This is a genomic window from Streptomyces sp. NPDC005784, assembly GCF_042871525.1.
Lineage (GTDB): Bacteria > Actinomycetota > Actinomycetes > Streptomycetales > Streptomycetaceae > Streptomyces.
This window is the reverse complement of sequence record NZ_JBIAIQ010000006.1, coordinates 194,122-214,067: the sequence shown is the minus strand read 5'-3', so window position 1 is coordinate 214,067 and position 19,946 is coordinate 194,122. Positions and strand designations below refer to the sequence as shown.

At 71.1% G+C, this 19,946-nt stretch carries 17 protein-coding genes; 6 read left to right on the top strand and 11 right to left on the bottom strand.

Going from position 1 to position 19,946, the window contains the following annotated elements:
- Nucleotides 1-49: 49 nt before the first annotated feature.
- The 3 genes from recO to ACFYR3_RS13410 all read left to right on the top strand — a co-directional run bounded on the left by recO (nt 50) and on the right by ACFYR3_RS13410 (nt 2,435).
- Nucleotides 50-796, top strand: a complete 747-nt coding sequence (gene recO, locus ACFYR3_RS13420; RefSeq protein WP_355845561.1) for a DNA repair protein RecO — start codon at nt 50-52, stop codon at nt 794-796.
- Nucleotides 797-948: 152 nt separating this feature from the next.
- Nucleotides 949-1,794 (top strand): isoprenyl transferase, encoded by an 846-nt coding sequence (locus tag ACFYR3_RS13415; RefSeq protein WP_355845559.1) that lies wholly within the window; start codon nt 949-951, stop codon nt 1,792-1,794.
- 74 nt (nt 1,795-1,868) lie between these two features.
- On the top strand, nt 1,869-2,435 hold the full coding sequence (locus tag ACFYR3_RS13410; RefSeq protein ID WP_355845557.1) for a YcxB family protein: 567 nt from the start codon (nt 1,869-1,871) through the stop codon (nt 2,433-2,435).
- Between the two features lie 43 nt (nt 2,436-2,478).
- On the opposite strand, the gene ACFYR3_RS13405 is transcribed toward ACFYR3_RS13410, so the two are convergent.
- Genes ACFYR3_RS13405 through ACFYR3_RS13390 form a run of 4 tightly spaced genes read right to left on the bottom strand, consistent with a single transcriptional unit; the run spans nt 2,479 to nt 5,603 of the window.
- A complete protein-coding gene (locus tag ACFYR3_RS13405) occupies nt 2,479-2,895 on the bottom strand; it encodes a transcriptional repressor (protein ID WP_355845555.1) in 417 nt (138 codons plus the stop codon).
- A 58-nt stretch (nt 2,896-2,953) separates the two neighbouring features.
- Nucleotides 2,954-3,856: a metal ABC transporter permease gene (locus ACFYR3_RS13400; protein ID WP_389282872.1), complete on the bottom strand. Its 903-nt coding sequence runs from the start codon at nt 3,854-3,856 to the stop codon at nt 2,954-2,956.
- Nucleotides 3,856-4,641, bottom strand: coding sequence for a metal ABC transporter ATP-binding protein (locus ACFYR3_RS13395; protein WP_389283008.1), 786 nt, complete (start codon nt 4,639-4,641; stop codon nt 3,856-3,858). The genes ACFYR3_RS13400 and ACFYR3_RS13395 overlap by 1 nt, the downstream gene beginning before the upstream one ends.
- The gene (locus ACFYR3_RS13390; protein WP_389282870.1) at nt 4,641-5,603 is read right to left on the bottom strand and encodes a metal ABC transporter substrate-binding protein; all 963 of its coding nucleotides are present in this window, start codon (nt 5,601-5,603) and stop codon (nt 4,641-4,643) included. Before ACFYR3_RS13390 ends, ACFYR3_RS13395 begins: the two co-directional genes overlap by 1 nt.
- Before the next feature lie 197 nt (nt 5,604-5,800).
- Here ACFYR3_RS13390 and ACFYR3_RS13385 point away from each other — a divergent pair, with 197 nt between their 5' ends.
- Nucleotides 5,801-7,183 carry a glycine--tRNA ligase gene (locus ACFYR3_RS13385; RefSeq protein ID WP_356781260.1) on the top strand — a complete coding sequence of 461 codons (1,383 nt, stop codon included), beginning with the start codon at nt 5,801-5,803 and terminating at the stop codon, nt 7,181-7,183.
- A gap of 175 nt (nt 7,184-7,358) precedes the next feature.
- Here the strand turns inward: ACFYR3_RS13385 and ACFYR3_RS13380 are convergent, their stop codons facing one another.
- From ACFYR3_RS13380 to ACFYR3_RS13365, 4 genes are all read right to left on the bottom strand, one after another.
- Nucleotides 7,359-8,426 (bottom strand): chitinase, encoded by a 1,068-nt coding sequence (locus ACFYR3_RS13380; RefSeq protein WP_355845543.1) that lies wholly within the window; start codon nt 8,424-8,426, stop codon nt 7,359-7,361.
- A 173-nt stretch (nt 8,427-8,599) separates the two neighbouring features.
- Entirely contained in the window at nt 8,600-8,806 is a 207-nt protein-coding gene (locus ACFYR3_RS13375; protein ID WP_355845540.1) for a hypothetical protein, read from the bottom strand.
- Between the two features lie 106 nt (nt 8,807-8,912).
- The gene (locus tag ACFYR3_RS13370; protein WP_389283006.1) at nt 8,913-10,142 is read right to left on the bottom strand and encodes a M14 family zinc carboxypeptidase; all 1,230 of its coding nucleotides are present in this window, start codon (nt 10,140-10,142) and stop codon (nt 8,913-8,915) included.
- Nucleotides 10,143-10,606: 464 nt separating this feature from the next.
- Entirely contained in the window at nt 10,607-12,037 is a 1,431-nt protein-coding gene (locus ACFYR3_RS13365; protein ID WP_389282868.1) for an MFS transporter, read from the bottom strand.
- Between the two features lie 362 nt (nt 12,038-12,399).
- Here ACFYR3_RS13365 and ACFYR3_RS13360 point away from each other — a divergent pair, with 362 nt between their 5' ends.
- Complete coding sequence (locus ACFYR3_RS13360) at nt 12,400-13,308, top strand: helix-turn-helix domain-containing protein (RefSeq protein ID WP_355845789.1); 909 nt, start codon at nt 12,400-12,402, stop codon at nt 13,306-13,308.
- Between the two features lie 134 nt (nt 13,309-13,442).
- Here ACFYR3_RS13360 and ACFYR3_RS13355 read toward each other — a convergent pair whose 3' ends face one another.
- Entirely contained in the window at nt 13,443-14,888 is a 1,446-nt protein-coding gene (locus ACFYR3_RS13355) for an MFS transporter (protein ID WP_355845534.1), read from the bottom strand.
- A gap of 96 nt (nt 14,889-14,984) precedes the next feature.
- Between ACFYR3_RS13355 and dusB the strand changes: the two genes are divergently transcribed.
- Nucleotides 14,985-16,136 carry a tRNA dihydrouridine synthase DusB gene (dusB, locus tag ACFYR3_RS13350; RefSeq protein WP_355845531.1) on the top strand — a complete coding sequence of 384 codons (1,152 nt, stop codon included), beginning with the start codon at nt 14,985-14,987 and terminating at the stop codon, nt 16,134-16,136.
- Between the two features lie 110 nt (nt 16,137-16,246).
- Here the strand turns inward: dusB and ACFYR3_RS13345 are convergent, their stop codons facing one another.
- Both ACFYR3_RS13345 and ACFYR3_RS13340 read right to left on the bottom strand, forming a co-directional pair.
- The gene (locus ACFYR3_RS13345; RefSeq protein ID WP_355845528.1) at nt 16,247-18,184 is read right to left on the bottom strand and encodes a glycogen debranching N-terminal domain-containing protein; all 1,938 of its coding nucleotides are present in this window, start codon (nt 18,182-18,184) and stop codon (nt 16,247-16,249) included.
- Nucleotides 18,181-19,761, bottom strand: coding sequence for a hypothetical protein (locus tag ACFYR3_RS13340; protein WP_389283004.1), 1,581 nt, complete (start codon nt 19,759-19,761; stop codon nt 18,181-18,183). The genes ACFYR3_RS13345 and ACFYR3_RS13340 overlap by 4 nt, the downstream gene beginning before the upstream one ends.
- Nucleotides 19,762-19,946 lie beyond the last annotated feature (185 nt).

Sequence of the window (19,946 nt, the reverse complement as noted above, 5' to 3'; positions counted from 1 at the left end):
GCGACCCGGCGGGGCCGGGCCGCGGGCACCGTAGGCGAGAATGGGTGGCATGAGTCTGTTCCGCGACGACGGCATCGTGCTGCGCACCCAGAAGCTGGGTGAGGCGGACCGGATCATCACGCTGCTCACGCGCGGTCACGGCCGCGTACGGGCGGTGGCGCGCGGCGTCCGGCGGACCAAGTCCAAGTTCGGGGCACGCCTCGAACCCTTCTCCCACGTGGACGTCCAGTTCTTCGCGCGGGGCAGCGAGCTGATCGGCCGCGGCCTGCCCCTGTGCACACAGAGCGAGACGATCGCTCCGTACGGTGGCGGAATCGTCACCGACTACCCGCGCTACACCGCGGGCACCGCGATGCTGGAGACCGCCGAGCGGTTCACCGACCACGAGGGGGAGCCCGCGGTGCAGCAGTATCTGCTGCTGGTCGGCGGGCTCCGTACCCTCGCCCGGGGCGAGCACGAGCCGCACCTCGTCCTCGACGCCTTCCTGCTGCGCTCCCTCGCCGTCAACGGCTACGCGCCCAGCTTCAGCGCCTGTGCCAAATGCGGCATGCCGGGACCGAACCGGTTCTTCTCGGTCGCCGCGGGAGGTTCCGTCTGCGTCGACTGCCGGGTGCCCGGCAGCGTCGTACCCTCGCCTGAGGCCCTCGAACTCCTCGGCGCGCTGCTCACGGGAGACTGGGAGACCGCGGACGCGTGCGAGCCGCGGCACGTCCGGGAGGGCAGCGGGCTGGTGTCGGCCTATCTGCACTGGCATCTGGAGCGCGGACTGCGTTCCCTGCGGTACGTGGAGAAGTAGGCGCCGCCCGGGCTGGCCGGGGCGGCGACAGCGCACGAGCGCGGCACGAGCGCGCGAGAACAGCACAGACAGCACAGAACAGAACAGAACAGCAAGCAGAGCGGGACGAGCGCCCGGCGCACGCGAGCAAGTCAGAGGGAGACGAGAAGCACATGGTCGTACGCGGGATCCTGGGACGCCAGCGACGCGAGTACAAGACGCCGGAACCGCACCCCTCCGGTGCCCGCGCGCCCAAACTCCCCGGCGAGCTCATCCCGAACCATGTGGCGATCGTCATGGACGGGAACGGCCGCTGGGCCAAGGACCGCGGGCTGCCCCGCACGGAGGGCCACAAGGTCGGTGCCGAGCGTGTCCTCGACGTCCTCCAGGGCGCGGTCGAGGTCGGCGTCGGCAGCATCTCCCTGTACGCCTTCTCCACGGAGAACTGGAAGCGCTCGCCCGACGAGGTGCGCTTCCTGATGAACTTCAACCGCGACTTCATCCGCAAGACCCGCGACACCCTCGACGGGCTCGGCATCCGGGTGCGCTGGGTGGGACGCATGCCCAAGCTGTGGAAGTCGGTCGCCAAGGAGCTCCAGATCGCCCAGGAGCAGACCAAGGACAACGACGCGCTCACGCTGTATTTCTGCATGAACTACGGCGGTCGCGCCGAGATCGCCGACGCGGCGCAGGCGTTGGCCGAGGACGTGAAGGCCGGCCGCCTCGACCCGTCCAAGGTCAACGAGAAGACCCTCCAGAAGTACCTGTACTACCCGGACATGCCGGACGTGGACCTGTTCCTGCGCCCGAGCGGCGAGCAGCGCACCTCCAACTACCTGATCTGGCAGAGCGCCTACGCCGAGATGGTCTTCCAGGACGTGCTGTGGCCCGACTTCGACCGGCGCGACCTGTGGCGGGCCTGCGTCGAGTACGCCCAGCGCGACCGCCGCTTCGGCGGCGCCGTCCCGAACGAGCAACTGCTCGCGATGGAGCAGGACATGCGGGGCGACGGCTCTTAACACCCGCTGCCCGCAGGGTTGTTCGAATCCGGCGTTACGATCACGGCTCATCACCACCGAACTGGGGAGGGGCCGTGGTCGAGGACCAGGGTGCTGCGCAGCAGCAGGAGTCGCCGGAACAGCCGCGCGAGGACGGGGCCGATACCGTCGAGCTTGAGTACCGGCCGACCGTCGCGGACTTCACGTCGGCGCTGAAAGCGCGCCGAGGCGTCAGCAAAGGCGGCCGAAGACAGTACTGGGTGCTGGGCTGCGTGGCCCTCGTGGCCGTTCTGGAGAGCGCGCAGGCGATGGCCGGACGGGATGTGTCCTTGTTCCTCGTGATCTGGCTCGTCGTCTTCGTGCTGCTCATGCCGCTGATGCCCCGGCTCATGGCCCGCCAGTTCCAGCGGCTCGGCGAGCGTCAGGGCACGTTCCGTGTGACCATCACGGACGCCGGGGTGACCGTCGTCACGGACAACTCCACCACGGCGCTCAACTGGGTCGCCCAGCCCCGCTACCGGGAGACGAAGGACGTCTTCGTCATGGTCAGCCCCGACAAGAACGCTGTCGGTTTCACCGTGCTGCCCAAGCGCGCCGTGCGCGCCCCCGAGGACGTCGACCGACTGCGGGCGATTCTCGACCGCAACCTGACGCGCGTTTGATGCCTCCGGGGCCCTGACGCGAGTCCGCCCCCCGGGTGGGGGCTCAGCCCTTCGCCGCCGCGCACTCCGCGCACGTACCGAAGATCTCCACCGTGTGCGCCACGTTCACATAGCCGTGCTCCGCGGCGATGGACTCCGCCCACTTCTCGACGGCCGGGCCCTCCACCTCCACGGCCTTGCCGCAGACGCGGCAGACGAGGTGGTGGTGGTGCTCGCCGGTGGAGCAGCGCCGGTAGACGGACTCGCCCTCCGACGTGCGCAGGACGTCGACCTCGCCGGCGTCGGCGAGGGACTGGAGCGTGCGGTAGACCGTGGTGAGCCCGACCGAGTCGCCCTTGTGCTTGAGCATGTCGTGGAGCTCCTGCGCACTGCGGAACTCGGCCACCTCGTCGAGCGCGGCCGCCACGGCGGCACGCTGCCGGGTGGAACGGCCCCGGACGGGCGATCCAGCGGTTGTCACCGTTGCCTCCTCGCGTCTGCCCTTGCCCGGCCATTGTGCCAGCCCGGGCTGTACCCGGTCAGACGCCGACCGTGCTCTCCGGGCCGCGCGTGGCAGGAATCGCGCACTCCGCGGGGTCCTGGGCCGTCTGCGCCGCGGCCACCGCACGGGCCCGGCGCCGGGCCAGCGGCGATGCCAGCGCCGTCAGCGCGATGAACGCGCCGATCGTCAGGAGCACGATCGTCGAGCCGGGCGGCACATCCTGGTAGAACGACGTCACGGTGCCGCCGATCGTCACGCTCACACCGATCGCCACCGCGACGGCGAAGGTCGCCGCGAAGCTCCGGGTGAGCTGCTGGGCCGCCGCCACCGGCACGACCATGAGCGCGCTCACCAGCAGCAGGCCGACCACCCGCATCGCGACGGTCACCGTGACCGCCGCCGTGACCGCCGTCAGCAGGTTCAGGGCGCGCACCGGCAGACCGGTCACCCGCGCGAACTCCTCGTCCTGGCTGACCGCGAACAACTGCCGTCGCAGCCCCAGGGTGACGAGCAGGACGAAGGCGCCCAGCACACAGATCGCCGTCACGTCGGACTCGCTCACCGTCGACAGCGAGCCGAAGAGGTACGAGGTCAGGTTGGCGTTCGAGCCGCCCGGCGCGAGGTTGATGAACATCACGCCGCCCGCCATGCCCCCGTAGAAGAGCATGGCCAGCGCGATGTCACCGCGCGTCTTCCCGTACCAGCGGATCAGCTCCATGAGGACGGCGCCCAGCACGGACACGGCCGTCGCCATCCACACCGGTGACGTGTTGAGCAGGAAGCCGAGGCCGACGCCCGTCATCGCCACATGGCCGATGCCGTCGCCCATCAGGGCCTGACGGCGCTGGACGAGGTAGATGCCGACGGCGGGCGCGATGACGCCCACCAGGACGGCGGCGAGCAGCGCCCGCTGCATGAAGGCGTAGTCGAGGATGTCCATCAGCTCAGGAGTCCCGTCCGGATCGGTTCGGCGTCGTGAGCCGCGTGCGGGTGTACGTGGTCGTGGCCGGGCAGGGCGTGCTGGCCGACCGCTCTCGGCGGCGGGCCGTCGTGCAGGACGCAGCCGTCGCGCAGGACGACCGCGCGGTCGATCAGCGGCTCCAGCGGGCCCAGCTCGTGCAGGACGAGCAGCACGGAGGTGCCCTGGGCGACCTGGTCGCGCAGGGTGGCGGCCAGTACCTCCTGGCTGGCGAGGTCCACGCCCGCCATCGGCTCGTCCATGATCAGCAGTTCGGGTTCGCAGGCCAGCGCGCGGGCGATGAGGACACGCTGGTGCTGTCCGCCCGACAGGGCGTTGACGGAGTCCTTGGCGCGGTCCGCCATCCCGACGAGCTCCAGGGCCCGCCGTACGGCCGCGTGATCGGCCTTGCGCAGCATGCCGAAGCGGGCCCGGGACAGCCGACCCGAGGCGACGATCTCGGTCACCGTCGCCGGCACACCGCCCGCCGCCGTGGTCCGCTGCGGGACGTACCCCACCCGGTGCCAGTCGCGGAAACGGCGGCGCGGAACGCCGAAGATCTCGATCTCGCCCGCGCTGACGGCGACCTGGCCGATGACACTGCGCACGGCGGTCGACTTGCCGGAGCCGTTGGCGCCGAGCAGCGCGACGACCTCCCCGCGGCGCACCGTGAGATCGATGCCGCGCAGGACCGGGCGCGAACCCAGCTCCGCCCGGACACCCCGCAGGGACACGACGGACTCGCTCACGACGTCCTCCACAGTGATCACTTGGCGCCCAGCGCCGTCTGCAGTGCCTTCAGGTTCGACTCCATGACCTGCATGTAGTCGCTGCCCCTGGACTTGTCGGTGATGCCTTCGAGGGGGTCGAGGACATCCGTCCGGAGCCCTACGTCCCGGGCGATCGTGCCGGCCGTCCTGTCACTGACGAGCGTCTCGTAGAACACCGTCGTGACGCCGTCGGCCTTCGCCAGGTTCTCCAGGCCCTTCACCCGGTTCGCGCTGGGCTCCGACTCCGGGTCGAGGCCGTTGACGGCCTCCTCGGTGAGCCCGTAGCGCTCGGCGAGGTAGCCGAACGCGGCGTGGGTGGTGATGAAGGTCTTGGTCTTCGTGTCCGCGAGACCGTTACGGAACTCGGTGTCCAGCGCGGTGAACTTCTTGCGCAGCGCAGCCATGTTCTTCGCGTAGTCCGCGGCGTGCTTCGGGTCGGCCTTCTCCAGCGCGGCCGAGACGCCCTCGGCGACCTGGCCGAACCGCACCGGGTCGAGCCAGACGTGCGGGTCGGTGGCGCCCGACTCCTCGCCCTCGCTGTGATCGTGGGCGGCGGCGTGCCCGCCGACCTCGTTGCCGTGCTTCTCCAGCGTCGTCAGCGAGGCGGCGTCGATCTTGGTCCTGACCCCGGACTGGGTCACCGCGTCGTCGACGGCCGGCTGGAGGTTCTTGAGGTAGAGGACGACGTCGGCGTCCTGGAGCCGCGCGGTCTCGCGGGCGCTGATCTCCAGGTCGTGCGGTTCCTGTCCGGGACGGGTCAGGTTCGTGACGTTCACATGGGTCCCGCCGATCTGCTCGGCGAGGTACTGGAGCGGGTAGAACGACGCGACCACATCGAGTTTTCCGTTGCTCCTGGCGTCGGCCGAGGCGGAACCCGAGCAGGCCGTGAGAGCGCCGAGGCCGAGCGCGGTGGCGGCCACGACCGAGGTCCCCGATATGAGGCGTCGTCGTACGTTCATGACACTCATTTTCAACAAATTTGGAAACGATTGTCAACAAGCCCTCGTCCCGGCGCCCGCGCACCCCCTCACAACAGGTATCAAGCGGATCTAAGCGGCAGTAAGCGGCCCACTCCGAGAACCGATTTGATACAGGGGTGGGCGACGCCGGTAACCTGAAGCATTCGCTGCCGTCCGTTCGTAATGAAGAGAGCACCGTGGCCGCCGACAAGATCGAGACCATCGTCAGCCTGAGCAAGCGCCGTGGCTTCGTTTTCCCCAGTAGTGAGATCTACGGTGGACAGCGTGCCGCCTGGGACTACGGCCCGCTCGGCGTCGAACTCAAGGAGAACATCAAGCGCCAGTGGTGGCGCTACATGGTCACCTCCCGTGAGGACGTCGTCGGTATCGACTCGTCGGTGATCCTGGCCACCGAGACCTGGGTCGCCTCCGGTCACGTCGCCACCTTCTCCGACCCGCTCACCGAGTGCACCTCCTGTCACAAGCGCTATCGCGCCGATCACCTGGAGGAGGCCTACGAGGCGAAGCACCACCGCCTCCCCGAGAACGGCCTCGCGGACATCAACTGCCCCAACTGCGGCAACAAGGGCATGTTCACCGAGCCCAAGCAGTTCTCCGGCCTGCTCAGCACGCACCTCGGCCCCACCCAGGACACCGGCTCCGTCGCCTACCTGCGTCCCGAGACCGCCCAGGGCATCTTCACCAACTTCGCCCAGGTGCAGACCACCTCGCGCCGCAAGCCGCCGTTCGGCATCGCGCAGATGGGCAAGTCCTTCCGCAACGAGATCACGCCCGGCAACTTCATCTTCCGCACCCGCGAGTTCGAGCAGATGGAGATGGAGTTCTTCGTCAAGCCGGGCGAGGACGAGAAGTGGCAGGAGTACTGGATGGAGCAGCGCTGGAACTGGTACACCGGTCTCGGCCTGCGCGCGGAGAACATGCGGTGGTTCGAGCACCCGCAGGAGAAGCTCTCCCACTACTCCAAGCGCACCGCCGACATCGAGTACCGCTTCCAGTTCGGCGGCAACGAGTGGGGTGAGCTGGAGGGCGTGGCCAACCGCACCGACTACGACCTCGGCGCGCACTCCAAGGCCTCGGGCCAGGACCTCTCCTACTTCGACCAGGAAGCCGGAGAGCGCTGGACCCCGTACGTCATCGAGCCCGCTGCCGGTGTCGGCCGCGCCATGCTCGCCTTCCTGCTCGACGCCTATGTCGAGGACGAGGCCCCGAACGCCAAGGGCAAGATGGAGAAGCGCACCGTGCTGCGCCTCGACCCGCGCCTCGCGCCCGTCAAGGTCGCCGTGCTGCCCCTGTCGCGCAACCCGGAGCTCTCGCCCAAGGCGAAGGGTCTGGCCACCGCGCTGCGCCAGAACTGGAACATCGACTTCGACGACGCCGGCGCCATCGGCCGCCGCTACCGTCGCCAGGACGAGATCGGCACCCCGTTCTGCGTCACCGTCGACTTCGACACCCTCGACGACAACGCCGTCACGGTGCGCGAGCGCGACTCCATGAAGCAGGAGCGTGTCTCGCTCGACCAGATCGAGGGCTACCTGGCCGGCCGCCTCATCGGCTGCTGACCTGGCCTCTGGCCAAAGCGCTCACGAAGCCCCCGGTTCCCGCGCAGGGAACCGGGGGCTTCGCGTTGTCCCGGACCATGGGGTGTCCGGGCGTCGGTGTCACCGGCGGTGCCGGTGTCGGGGCGGCACCGGAGGCCGCCACGGCACCGGCGGCATCGGTCGCGCCCCGCAGGCCTCAACGGCCCTGCAGTGCCTTCACGTTGTCGCCGAAGGTCCAGTTCTTCGAACCGTCCCAGTTGACCGACCAGGTCATCAGGCCCTTGAGGCCGGTGCCGTAGTGGCGCCAGGCCTGGGAGACCAGGCTCGGCGACATGTAGCCGCCACCGGCGCCGGACTGCGCCGGCAGTCCCGGCACCTGCTTGTCGTAGGGGACCTTGATGGTGGTCCCCTGCACTACAAGCCCCTTGTTGAGACAGTCGGTCTGGGCGGTGAAACCCTGGACCGTGCCCGCGGAGTACGCGTCACCGGAGCAGCCGTACATGCTCCCGTTGTAGTACTGCATGTTCAGCCACCACAGACGCCCGTTGTCCGCGTACTTCTTGACGATCGGCAGATACGCGCCCCAGATCGAGCCGTACGCGACGCTGCCGCCGGTGACGTAGGCCGTCTCCGGCGCCATCGTCAGCCCGAAGCCGGCCGGCATCTGCGCCAGCACTCCGTCGATGATCCGGGTCAGGTTGGCCTGCGAGGCGGAGAGTTGGCCGATGCTCCCGCTGCCGACGAGCCCGGTCTCGATGTCGATGTCGATCCCGTCGAAGTTGTACTTCTTCAGGATGGGCACGATCGTCGCGACGAAACGGTCGGCGACCGCGGACGAACTCAGGTCGATCCCGGCGGCCGCTCCGCCGATGGACAGCAGGATCGTCTGCCCCGACGCCTTGGCCGCGCACATCTCGGCGGGCGTCGCGACCTTCACGCCCGCGTCCATCCCGTCCTCCCACAGCGCGGTGCCGTCCGAGCGGATGACGGGGAAGGCCGCGTTGATCACGTTGTACCCGTGCGCGGCGATACGGGAGTCGGTGATCGGCGTCCACCCGAAGGGCGGGTGCACGCCGTTGGACGAGCCGTCCCAGTTCTCCCAGTAGCCCTGGAGAACCTTTCCGGCGGGGCGGGACTTCACGGCGCAGGTGTCCGCCGCCGAGGCGCTGGGAGCGCCCGCGATCGACAGCGGGGTGAGGACGGCCGCGGCCAGCGCGATGGCGAGCAGACGCGGTCTCCGGCGAATCGGCTTCCGACGAGTCATGCGAGGCCTCCCGGTGGGGGTGCGGTGAGGTGTCGTAGGCATGACAGTCGCGCGGTCCAGACCTTTCGTCAATAGGTCTGGACCAAAGTGGGGATGGCGGCTCCGGGAGGGCTGGGCGACTCGGGGCGGCCCTCCGGAGGCGCGATGTCCCCGAGCCCCGTCGGCGAGGGCCCTCAGGCCTCTTTGGGGTCGACCGTCGCCTGGTGCTCCTCCGCCAGGTGTTCCTCCGCTTTCAACCAGGGGAGGAATTGGGCGTTTTTGCGCCAGCCGCACGTGTCGCATTTGATGGTGCGCTGTACGCCCGCCCGTTGTACGCGGACGGTGTGTTCGCGGCCGTGCTGGTCCCAGCGGCTTACTTTGCTCGTGTTGATCTGCAGCATGACACCTCCTGGTTTTACCGCTTCGTCTGCGCAGCAAGGAGTGTGCAGCATGGTGAAGATCAACGGGGGTTCTTCGGCTGCGAGTTCGGTGAGGGCAAGATCACGCTCAGGAGGGGGCCAGGCGTCCTTCGGCGGCGTCGACGGCGGCCGTGGTGACGTTGACCTGGTGTTCTATCTGCCGGTCCACGGGAACCCAGGTCGCCGTGAAACTCGCCGAGTAGGCGGCGCACCAGCGCGCGACGAGGGCTTCCAGTTCGGCGCGTTGAGGCGCGGTCCCCGGGGTCGGCGCGTACTCCTCCAGGAGGCGCAGCAGCATGGCGGCGGCCCGCAGCGGGGTTCGCCGGGCGAAGCCCTCGATGCTGGCCGTGCGGGCGCGGGTGAGGCCGGGGAGCGGGGTGAACGCCGGGTGCGCGGGGTCCCAGCTGTCGGCCAACGGGCCGCAGACGCGCAGTGTTTCGGCCACGGCTCTGTGCATGCTGAAGCCGGGGTCCGGGCCGGGTGCCGGGAGGTGGGGTCGGGCCCGTTCGTAGTGGCCGCGGACGGTGTGGGCATAGGCCCGCAGGCGTTCCGCCCAGTGCTGCAGACGTTGTTCCGGAGCGGGGTGGGGAGCCAGGTCGGCGAACCCGGTGGCGGCCCAGACCGGTACCTCCACCACCGCGGTGACGCCGCCGTAGGCGTGCGGGGCGAGCCAGGTGGAGCGGTGGGCGTTCTCCGGGAAGGCGGTGGGGCGTTCGGGCGCTCCGGGTGGCGGCAGGACGAACACACCGGGGGCGCTCGTGGGCCAGTGCAGTGCGTCCAGCGGGGCTCTCTCGACCGGGATGCCGAGCCGTTCGGCGGAGGCGGCGAGGGTCCGGTCGAGGCCGGGGACGTCCCGGGTGAGCTGGGCGAAGGTGCCGCCGATGTCCGTACCGTGCAGGGAGATCTGGATGTAGGGCCGCAGCCGGCGGATGACGTCGAGCAGGGCGCGGCTCTCCGGCAGGAACCGTGGCCGGGGGAGGGCGGGTGCCCATTCGGGCTGTTCGTCGGCGGTGGGACGGAAGAACGCCCGATAGTGGTCGAAGAGGGTGTCGGCGCGGTGTCCGCCCTCGTTGAGGCGGGCTCCGTCCGGGTCGAGGCACAGCACCAGATGCCATACGGTGCCGGGCCGTTCGCCGCCCAGTGCCCGGTGGGCCAGCGCCAGAAGGGTGCCCCCGCCGACGTATTCGTTGGGGTGTGCGCCCGCGACCACGAGAGCGTGCCGTGGCCCTTTCCCGACGCTCAGCATCCGCAGCGGGACGCCGTGTCGGGAGTGGCCGATCGTGCTCAGCCTGCACAGGCCGGGATGCCGGGCGGCCAGGGTTTCGGCGGTGCGGGTGACGTCGGCGGGTGTGGGATAGCTCAGTGTCCGGAACCGCTGTCGTCCCTGGTCTCTCTGCGGTCCAGCGCGCGGAACTTGATCTCGGCCACGGAGTCTCCTCGGATCGCGGATCGCGGGTCGGCCGAACGGAACGCACCCGGGCCGTCGCCGGGTGCGTTCCGTTCGACTTCAGTGCGACTCAGTACGACATGGCGCATCACTGGTGTCAACAGCCCCTGAGGGAGGGCGAGTTGGGCTCATGGCCAGTGCATATGCCGGTGGCCGCACGGGGGTTGGGTGCCGGTCTGCTCGGTCGGCTCGGTCGGCGTGTTCGGTCCGGTCGGCCCGCTCGGAGTGCCCGGGTGTGATCGGTGCGGCCGGCGAAGGGCCGACCGAGGTCGGTGCGGTCGTTCCCCCGGCCGTGGGCAGGGCTGCGGTCGTTCCCCCGGTCGTGGGCCGGACCCTCAGCTGATCGTGCGCGGCAGCCGCAGGCTCAGTGCGGTGGTCAGGGCCACGCCCGCCAGTTGGACCAGGAGGGTCGTCACCAGGGCGTCCCGCATGCCGTGGGTCGGGACGAGGGACAGGAACAGGGTGCCGAGGGTGGCCACCCCGACGGCGAGCGCCGCCTGCTGGGTGGTGGCCATCACGCCGCTGCCGACGCCGGCCCGCACGGACGGCACCTCGGAGAGGATGATCCTGATGAGGACGGGGAGCTGGAGCGCCTGGCCCGCGCCGGCGACCGCCGCGCCGGGCAGCAGTTCCAGCACCCCGAGGTCCGGCCAGGAACGCCAGGCGGCCAGCGCGATGAGGGCCACGCCCACCGCCTGGATCAGTCCGCCCGCGGTGACGACCCGGGTGCCGTAGCGGGCGATCAGCCGGGGCCCGCACAAGGACGTGATGAAGAAGACGACCGCCATGGGAGCGAGGGCCAGCCCCGCGGGGACGGGACCGAGGCCCGCGCCGCGTTGCAGAGCCACCGCGATCACGAACATGAAGCCGCTGAATCCGATCGAGAACGGCACGATCATGATCAGGCCCCGGCGCAGCGAGGTCAGCTCGAACAGGCTCGGTGGGACCAGGGGAGTACGGCCGTGGCGGTCGGCGTGGCGTTCGACGAGGTAGAAGGCGCCGGCCGCGAGCGGGAACAGGGCGAGGGACACCCAGGTCCACAGCGGCCAGCCCGCCGCCCGGCCCTCGGTGAGCGGGGCGAGCAGGGTCAGCAGGGCGACCGCGAGCAGTACGGTGCCGGGGGTGTCGATCGGCTCCGGGCGCTGCGAGCGGGTCTCGGGGACGGCCCGGGCGGCCAGGACGAGGCCGAGCACGACGACAGGCACGTTCACGAGGAACACCGAACGCCAGCCGGTGCCCGCGATGTCGGCCGCGACCAGGACGCCGCCGAGGATCTGCCCGGCCACCATGGACAGGCCGGCCGTGGCGCCGTACAGGCTCATCGCGTTGGCGCGGCGGGGCCCGGAGGTCGTCGACTGGATGGTGGCGAGGACCTGCGGCAGCATCGTCGCGGAGGCCGCGCCCTGGGCGACGCGCGCCGCCACCAGGGTCCACGCGGTGGGCGCGAGGCCGCAGGCGAGCGAGGTCAGGCCGAAGGCCGCCATGCCGCCGAGGAAGAACTGACGCCGCCCGAACAGGTCGCCGAGGCGTCCGCCGAGGACGAGCAGAACGGCGTACGCGACCCCGTAGCCGGCGACGACGAGTTCGAGGACGGCCTCACTCGCGTTCAGGTCATGCCCGATGGTCGGAAGGGCTACGTTGACGATGAAGAAGTCGATCAGGGGCAGTGCCGCGCCCAGCAGCACCGTGAAGAGTCCGAGGCCGCCGAGAGCGGGTGGCGCGGTGGGGGCGCGGACGGTAGTCGTGAGAGTTCCGGTTTCGGTCACGTCCTCCAGACTTCTCCCGGACTCAGACGGGTACCAGAGTCTTCTTATCCTGGTACAAGCACTACCTGGCAACAGGCTGCGGTGAGCGGCAGGCTGGAGGCATGACGACCATGGCACGGGAAACGACCACCGGCCCGGACCCTGCGCGACCGATCACCGGCCCGGACCTGGAGCGACCCGGCGCGCGCCGGGCCCCGGCGCGATCGACGGCAGGCCAGGCCCTGCGTCCGGTCACCGGCCAGGGCACGCGTCCGGCCGCCGGTGAGGACCCGCGTCCGGCCGCCGGCCCGGACCTGGTGCGACCCACCACCGGCGCGGACCCCGCGCGATCGGCCCCGGGCGGGACCGGTTCGGCCGCCGCCGTGGCGTCCCGCGGCAGCGAGATCCGGCGGCACGAGCTGGCCACCTTCCTGCGCAGCCGCCGCGAACGCATCACACCCGAGCAGGTCCAGCTGCCCCGTGGCCGCCGCCGGCGCACGCCGGGCCTGCGCCGCGAGGAGGTCGCCCAGCTCTCCGCCGTCGGTGTCACCTGGTACACCTGGTTGGAACAGGCACGCGACATCCAGGTCTCCGAGCAGGTCCTCGACGCCCTGGCCCGCGCCCTGCTGCTGGACTCCAGCGAGCGCGCCCACCTCTTCCAGCTGGCCGGAGCCGTCGACCCCTCGCCCGCCGCCCGGTGCGCGGTCATCACCCCGGAGCTGCGCCTGATGCTGACGCAGCTGGAGCCGGTTCCGGCCTGCATCCAGAACAGCCGGTACGACATCCTGGCGTACAACCGCACCTACGCGCGTCTGATGATGAGGGACCTCGACACGATCCCGCCCGCCGACCGCAACTGCATGATCCTCGCCTACACCAACGCGGAGTGGCGCGAGTCGATCGTCTTCCTCGACGAGACCATGCGCCTGATGGCCGCGAGGCTCCGCGTCTCGATGGCCGGGCACCTCGGGGAACCCGCCTGGAAGATGCTGCTGAAGCGGCTGCGGACCGAGTCGGCCGAATTCCGTGAGATCTGGGACCGGTACGAGGTGGTCGGCACCCGCGGCAAGACCAAGCAGTTCGTGAACCCGTACGTCGGTCTGGTCACCGTCGGTCACACCGACCTGTGGCTCGCGCCCGACCTGGGTGCCCGCATGGTGACGTACGCGCCCTCGGACGAGGTGAGCCGCGCACGGCTGGAGAGACTGCACGCGATCGCGCTGGAGGCCGAGGCGGAAGCGGAGGCCGAAACGGCGTCCCGGGCGGAGGTGGAAGCGGCGGGGGCGGCCTGACCCGGGGCACCGGCTCGGTCGGGATGGTCACGTGCGAGCGGACGGCCCGGCGCAGCACCTGGGCCATCCGGGGGTCGCCCTTGAGTACGGCCGCGGCCGAGTCGGCACTGCCGGCGGGCCCGGCTCGTCCCGGGTCAGGCCCGGACGCCCGCCGCTTCCCGGATCTCCGGGGGCTCCAGCAGCCGGGCCGTGTGTTCGGCCGACGCGCGGGCCCGGCGTCCGCTGGTGAGCGCGCCGAGGACGAGGACGGCCACACCGCAGACGGTGATGATCCACCAGCCGGGGCGGGAGGCCGGGACGAAGGTGTCCCGGTAGGCGGAGGCACTGATGCCGGAGGCCAGGGCCGCGCCGATGACGGCGACACCGAGGGTGCCGCCGATCTGCCGGCTGGTCGAGGCGACGGCGGCGGCGACGCCCGCCTGGGCACGGGGCATCCCGGAGACGGCGGTGTTGGTGATGGGGGCGTTCACGAACCCGAAGCCGATGCCGAAGAAGACGTAGCCGATGACGAGCGTGACGTTCGACGTCTCCGCCTCGAACGCGGCGAACAGCACACCGCTCACGGTCATCGCCACCCCGGCGATCAGCAGCGACGGGCGGGGGCCGCGGCTGCCGACCAGGCGTCCGGATATGGGCGCGCAGACGAAGCACAGGGCCGCCATGGGCAGCATCCACAGGCCCGCGTGCAGGGCGTTCAGACCGCGCACGTTCTGCAGGTACAGCGTCGACAGGAACAGGAAGCCGCTGAGCGCGGCGAACGCGCTCACCGCGATGACGGTGGCCCCGCTGAAGGGCACCGAGCGGAAGAAGCGCAGGTCGATGAGGGGTTCGTCGCGCCGGGGCTCGTACCACAGGAGGCCGAGCAGCGCGGCGAGGGCGATCGCGGAGAAGGCCAGGGTGTGGACGAGGCCGGAGGAGGGGGCCTCGATGATCGCGTACGTCAGGGAGCCGAGCAGCGCGATGACGAGGAGCTGGCCGACCGGGTCGGGGCGGCGGGCCCTGGGGGCGCGGGACTCCGGGACGAAGCGCAGGGTCAGCAGGAGCGCGGCGAGACCGACGGGGAGGTTGATCCAGAAGATCGACCGCCAGCCCACCGTGTCGACGAGCAGTCCGCCCACCAGCGGTCCGGCGGCCATGGAGATACCGACCACGGCACCCCAGACGCCGATCGCGCGGGCCCGTTCGCGCGGTTCCGTGAAGGTGTTGGTGATGATCGACATCGCCACCGGGTTCAGCATCGAGCCGCCGACGGCCTGGACCATCCGGAACACGATGAGCATGTCGAGGTTCGGGGCCAGGGAGCAGAGCACCGAGCCGATGGTGAACAGGACCAGGCCCGCCGTGAAGACCTTGCGCCGGCCGACGCGGTCGGCGGTGGAGCCCGCGAGCATCAGCAGCGAGGCCAGGACCAGGGTGTACGCGTCGAGGGTCCACTGCATGCCCGCGACGCTCGCGTGCAGTTCCTGCTGCATCGAGGGCAGGGCGACATTCAGAACCGTGACGTCGAGGCTCACGATCAGCAGACTCATGCAGCAGATCGCGAGCACCAGCATCCGGTGACGATGGCTGAGCTCAGGCATTCCCTCAATGTACGCCGCTGTCGATAGTGTGTCTAACTAATGACTCCTACACGGTCTTCCGTGCGAGCACTCGGCGCCGTGCGCCACAATGGGGGAATGCCCACGCCCACGCCCACTGTGAACTCGACGCTGTCGATCGGTCCCCACCAGGTGCAGCCGCCCGTGGTCCTGGCCCCCATGGCCGGGATCACGAACGCGCCGTTCCGCACGCTGTGCAGGGAGTTCAGTGGCGGCAAGGGGCTGTTCGTCAGCGAGATGATCACCACGCGGGCGCTGGTCGAGCGCAACGAGAAGACCATGCAGCTGGTCCACTTCGACGCGACCGAGAAGCCGCGCTCGATCCAGCTGTACGGCGTCGACCCCGCCACCGTCGGCAAGGCCGTCCGCATGATCGCGGAAGAGGACCTCGCCGACCACATCGACCTCAACTTCGGCTGCCCGGTCCCCAAGGTCACCCGCAAGGGCGGCGGCTCCGCCCTCCCGTACAAGCGGCACCTGCTGCGCGCGATCCTGCGCGAGGCCGTCAGCGGCGCCGGGGACCTGCCCGTCACCATGAAGATGCGCAAGGGCATCGACGACGACCACATCACCTTCCTCGACGCCGGACGGATCGCGGTCGAGGAGGGCGTGACGGCCATCGCGCTGCACGGCCGCACCGCGGCCCAGCACTACGGCGGCACCGCCGACTGGGACGCCATCGCCCGGCTGAAGGAGCACGTGCCGGAGATCCCCGTCCTCGGCAACGGCGACATCTGGTCGGCGGACGACGCGCTGCGGATGGTGCGCGAGACCGGGTGCGACGGCGTGGTCGTCGGCCGGGGCTGTCTCGGCCGGCCGTGGCTGTTCGGCGACCTGGTGGCCGCCTTCGAGGGCCGCGAGGAGTACGCCCGCCCGACGCTCCGCGAGGTCGCGGCCGTCATGGTCCGCCACGCCACCCTGCTCGGCGAGTGGATCGGCGACGAGGCGCGGGGCGTCATCGACTTCCGCAAGCACGTCGCCTGGTACCTCAAGGGCTTCGCGGTCGGCTCGGAGATGCGGGGGCGTCTCGCCATCACCTCGTCGCTCGCCGAACTCTCCGACGGGCTGGCCGAGCTGGACCTCGACCAGCCGTGGCCGTCGGGTGCCGACGGACCCCGCGGCCGCACCTCCGGCAACAACAGGGTCGTCCTGCCGGACGGCTGGCTGAAGGACCCCTACGACTGCGCGGGCGTGTCCGAGGACGCCGAGCTGGACACCTCGGGCGGCTGATCCGCCGGACGTCCGGTACCGATCGGCTGAATGATCGGTGCTGATCCGCCGACGTCCGGTGCGCGCGCCGCCCGCGCGCGCACCGAACCTCCCGGCGCCACCCGAACTCCCTAGGCGCCGCCCACCGCGGTGAGCAGCGCCAGCGGCGCCGCCGCCGAACGGGACTCCCGTACACAGGCGTGCGGGTAGGGCACCGGCTCGGCATGGGTGTCGCGGCCGTATCCCGCGAGGACCTCGGGGAGGCGGTGGCCGGCGGCCGTGGCGGCGTCCACGAGCGCGTGGGCCACCGTACGGGCCTCGTCGTGCAGGCCGTACCGCGCCAGCCCCAGGGTGATCAGGGCGTTGTCGTGGGGCCAGACGGAACCCCGGTGGTACGACAGGGGGTGGTACGCCGACTGGCCGGAGGCGAGCGTGCGCACACCCCAGCCGGAGAAGAAGTCCGGCTCCAGGAGCCGACGGCCGACCAGCTCGCCGTACTCCTTGTCCAGCAGACCGGACCACAGCAGATGCCCCGCGTCCGAGGCGAGCGCGTCGACATGCCGGCCGTCGCCGTCCAACGCCAGCGCGGGGAAGGCGTGTTCGCTCATCCAGAAGTCCCGCTGGAAACGGTCGCGCAGGTCGGCGGCGGCCTGTTCGAGGAGCGCCGCGTAGACCTCGTCGTCCCAGACCGTGCGGGACAGGTGCGCGGTGCGGCGCAGCGCGTCGTAGGCGTAGCCCTGCGCGCCCGCCGCCATCACCGGGCCGCTGGGGCGGCTGCCGTCGGCCGAGCAGATGGCGCCCGGGGAGTCCTTCCAGTTCTGGTTGGCGAGGCCGCCGCCGTCCGCGCGGTAGACGAGATAGCCGCGCGAGGTCAGACCGCCGTGGTCCAGCATCCAGCCGATCGCCGCACGGGCGTTGGGCTCCAGCCGCCGGGCCAGGGCCACGTCGCCGGTCTGTTCCGTGTAGGCGCCGAGCAGCACCAGGAACAGCGGCGTCGCGTCCACCGAGCCGTAGTAACGCCCGTACGGCACCTGCCCGAAGTGCGCCAGTTCGCCGTGCCGCACCTCGTGCACGATCTTGCCGGGCTGGGCGACGGCGCCCAGCCCCACCTCGACCGCCTGGGTGGCGGCCAGCGCGGGCAGGGTGGCGGCGGCCAGCTGGGGCCGGTAGGGCAGCGCGAAGAGCGAGGTGAGCAGCGCGTCGCGGCCCAGCAGGGTGAGGAACCAGGGGACTCCGGCCGCGGGCACCCGCAGCTCCTCGCCGTCCAGGCCCGTCGCGGGCACCTGGAGGACGGCCAGATCGGACAGGCCACGCGCGCAGGCCGCGGCCAGCTCGGGCCAGCCGGTGGGGAAGGGCACTCCTTGCGCGAACTCGCCCTCCAGGGCGAGGAGTCGCTCATTGGCCGCGGCCGGTGAGGCGGGAACATGCGGTTCGTGCGCGGCGCCGTGCGGACGCGCCGCGACCCGCAGCGCCAGCTCCGCCGAGCCGTGCGGTTCGAGGTCGAGGGTCCATACGAGGCGACGCGCGCCCGTGCCCGTCTCCTCCACCCCGTCCGGCGCGGGCTCGGAGGTGACCGTCGTGCGTGACTGCCACTCCCCGCGCCGGTAGCTGAACTCCACGCCGTCGTCCAGGACTTGGCGCTGTCGTACGACGCCCGTCTTGGCGTACGTGCGGTAGTCGGAGCGCAGTTCGAACTGGTCGGTGAAGTCGGCGTCCGCGGTGACCGCGATCCGGACCGTGGTGGCCGTCGGACGGTTGCTGGTGACGCGCAGCGCCTCCACGAACGAGCCCTCGGCGACGGCCTGTTCACGGAAGAGCGTGTACGCGGGCGGCTCGTTGCGGCCGCCTCGCGGGACCAGCACACAGCGTGCCGTGTCACCGTCCGCGACCGGCGTGAGTGCCTCGGGCACCGCGCCGTCCACCGTGAGCTGCCAGCGGCTGAGGTGCCGGGCGTCCCGTACGAATAATCCGTCCGGAGAGCTGCCGCCCCGCACTCCGCTGATGTCCCCGCCGTCGCCCACGGCGGCGAACGTTCCACCGTGCACGAGCAGATGATGCCGGTCCGTCATCCCCGGTCCCCTCCCTTGGCGCCCGTCTCGAACTCGAATACGCGCTGTCCCGCAGTGCTGTGTGCCGTGTCGATCAACGCGTCGCGCCCCTTCGGGGACACGATCGGTGCCGCCCCGGAGGGCTCGTGCAGCAGGTCGAGCGTCAGTGCCGCCGTCCAGCTGAAACCGAGCGCTCCGCAGGCCTCGCCGGTGAACGGGTCCACGTACTCCGCGAACCCGGACTCCCCGGCGGTGTCCAGCAGGGCGGCCCGCAGCGCGTCCGCCCGTCCGTGCTCCCCCTGCAGCCGCAGCCCGCGCTCCAGCAGCCAGTTGGTGTTGAACCAGGCCGGCCCCCGCCAGTAGCGGTGCGGATCGAACGCCTCACCGGTCAGGTCGTAGCTGGGCGCCAGCCGCGTCACCCCGCCCAGCCCGAAATGCGGCCCGCCCGCGGTCCGTACGAGCGTGGCGGCGATGTCGCGCGGCAGCGCGGGGAGGATGAGGGGGAGCAGCCCGGCGACACTGCGCTCGGGAATCAGCGCACCGCGCCCGCTCCCGTCGTGCCGCCCGCCGCCCCCGTCGTTCCGCCCGCTCTTCTCGTCCCTCGGCCGCCCGCGGCCCCCGTCGCTCCGCCCGCTCTTCTCGTCCCTCGGCCGCCCGCGGCCCCCGTCGCTCCGCTCGTCGCGGCAGAAGAACATGCCCTCCGCCGGATCCCACAGCCGCTCCACCAGCGCCGCCGTCAGCCGCTCGGCGCGCGCGTGGCGGGCGGTCCCGGTCGCGCCCAGCTCCCGCGCGATCCGGGCCAGCGCGTGTTCCGAGGCGATCAGCAGGGCGTTGAACGCCGGGTCCTCGACGGCGAACTCGCCGCCGCCGTCGGCGTACCCCCGGTCCCGGTAGTCCGCGGCCAGCCGTACGTACCGCCCGTAGTCGAGGTCCGTCGGCCGGTCCTCGGGGGCGCCGTGGTCGAGGTCGGCGCGCCGGAAGGAACGGGCGGGCGCCGGGGTGACACGGCTGAGCGGGGCGTCCCAGCAGGGGCTGTTGTCCATGCCCTGCTCCCAGGGGTGGACCACGCTGGCGAGGCCCCCGCCGCCCAGGTCCCGGCGGTGCAGGAGATAGCGGTGCCAGGCCGCCAGGCGGGGATACATCCGGGAGAGGAACGAGCGGGACCGGGACAGCCCCGGGTCCGCCCGGTGCACCAGCCACACCGCCAGCGCGTGCACCGGTGGCTGCACGATGCCCGACGTCTGTACGGTGCGCGGGGCGCCCGCGGCGCGCCCGGCGGTCGAGGAGCGCCAGAAGTCGGGGCTCGGGAAGTAGGCGTCGAGCGGGACGGAGGGGTTGAACACGATGTGCGGGACACGCCCGTCGGCCCACTGCGCGCCGAGCAGGGTCTCCAGCTCCGTCTGCGCCCGCAGCGGGGACAGATGGCGCAGGCCGATCGCGATGAACGCGGAGTCCCAGGACCACTGGTGCGGGTACAGACCGCGCGAGGGCACCGTGGACGTTCCCGTCCAGTTGCCGTTCAGCACCCGGGACGCCCTGAGGTGCAGGGACCCCGACGGCCCCGCGGGATCGTATACAGGTGATCCGCCACGGACGATCTCGACGGGACCCGGGGGAGAGGGCGGGTCGGAGGCGTGCGCCGGTGTGCCGGAGGTGCGCACGGGGGTGATGGGCCCCCTGCGCAGTGCGGTGAGCTGGGTTGTGCTGTCCACTCAGGTCTCCCCGAAGACGTCCGACCGACCAGTTCGGCAGTAGCTGCCGTAGGGTTACGTCTATTTAACAC

Excerpts from the sequence above, each read along its gene's own strand:
- dusB (WP_355845531.1), top strand. The coding sequence starts at position 14,985 with ATGCCCACGCCCACGCCCACTGTGAACTCGACGCTGTCGATCGGTCCC.
- ACFYR3_RS13375 (WP_355845540.1), bottom strand. The coding sequence starts at position 8,806 with ATGCTGCAGATCAACACGAGCAAAGTAAGCCGCTGGGACCAGCACGGC.
- ACFYR3_RS13355 (WP_355845534.1), bottom strand. The coding sequence starts at position 14,888 with ATGCCTGAGCTCAGCCATCGTCACCGGATGCTGGTGCTCGCGATCTGC.
- ACFYR3_RS13390 (WP_389282870.1), bottom strand. The coding sequence starts at position 5,603 with ATGAACGTACGACGACGCCTCATATCGGGGACCTCGGTCGTGGCCGCC.
- ACFYR3_RS13380 (WP_355845543.1), bottom strand. The coding sequence starts at position 8,426 with ATGACTCGTCGGAAGCCGATTCGCCGGAGACCGCGTCTGCTCGCCATC.
- ACFYR3_RS13345 (WP_355845528.1), bottom strand. The coding sequence starts at position 18,184 with ATGACGGACCGGCATCATCTGCTCGTGCACGGTGGAACGTTCGCCGCC.
- recO (WP_355845561.1), top strand. The coding sequence starts at position 50 with ATGAGTCTGTTCCGCGACGACGGCATCGTGCTGCGCACCCAGAAGCTG.
- ACFYR3_RS13415 (WP_355845559.1), top strand. The coding sequence starts at position 949 with ATGGTCGTACGCGGGATCCTGGGACGCCAGCGACGCGAGTACAAGACG.
- ACFYR3_RS13400 (WP_389282872.1), bottom strand. The coding sequence starts at position 3,856 with ATGGACATCCTCGACTACGCCTTCATGCAGCGGGCGCTGCTCGCCGCC.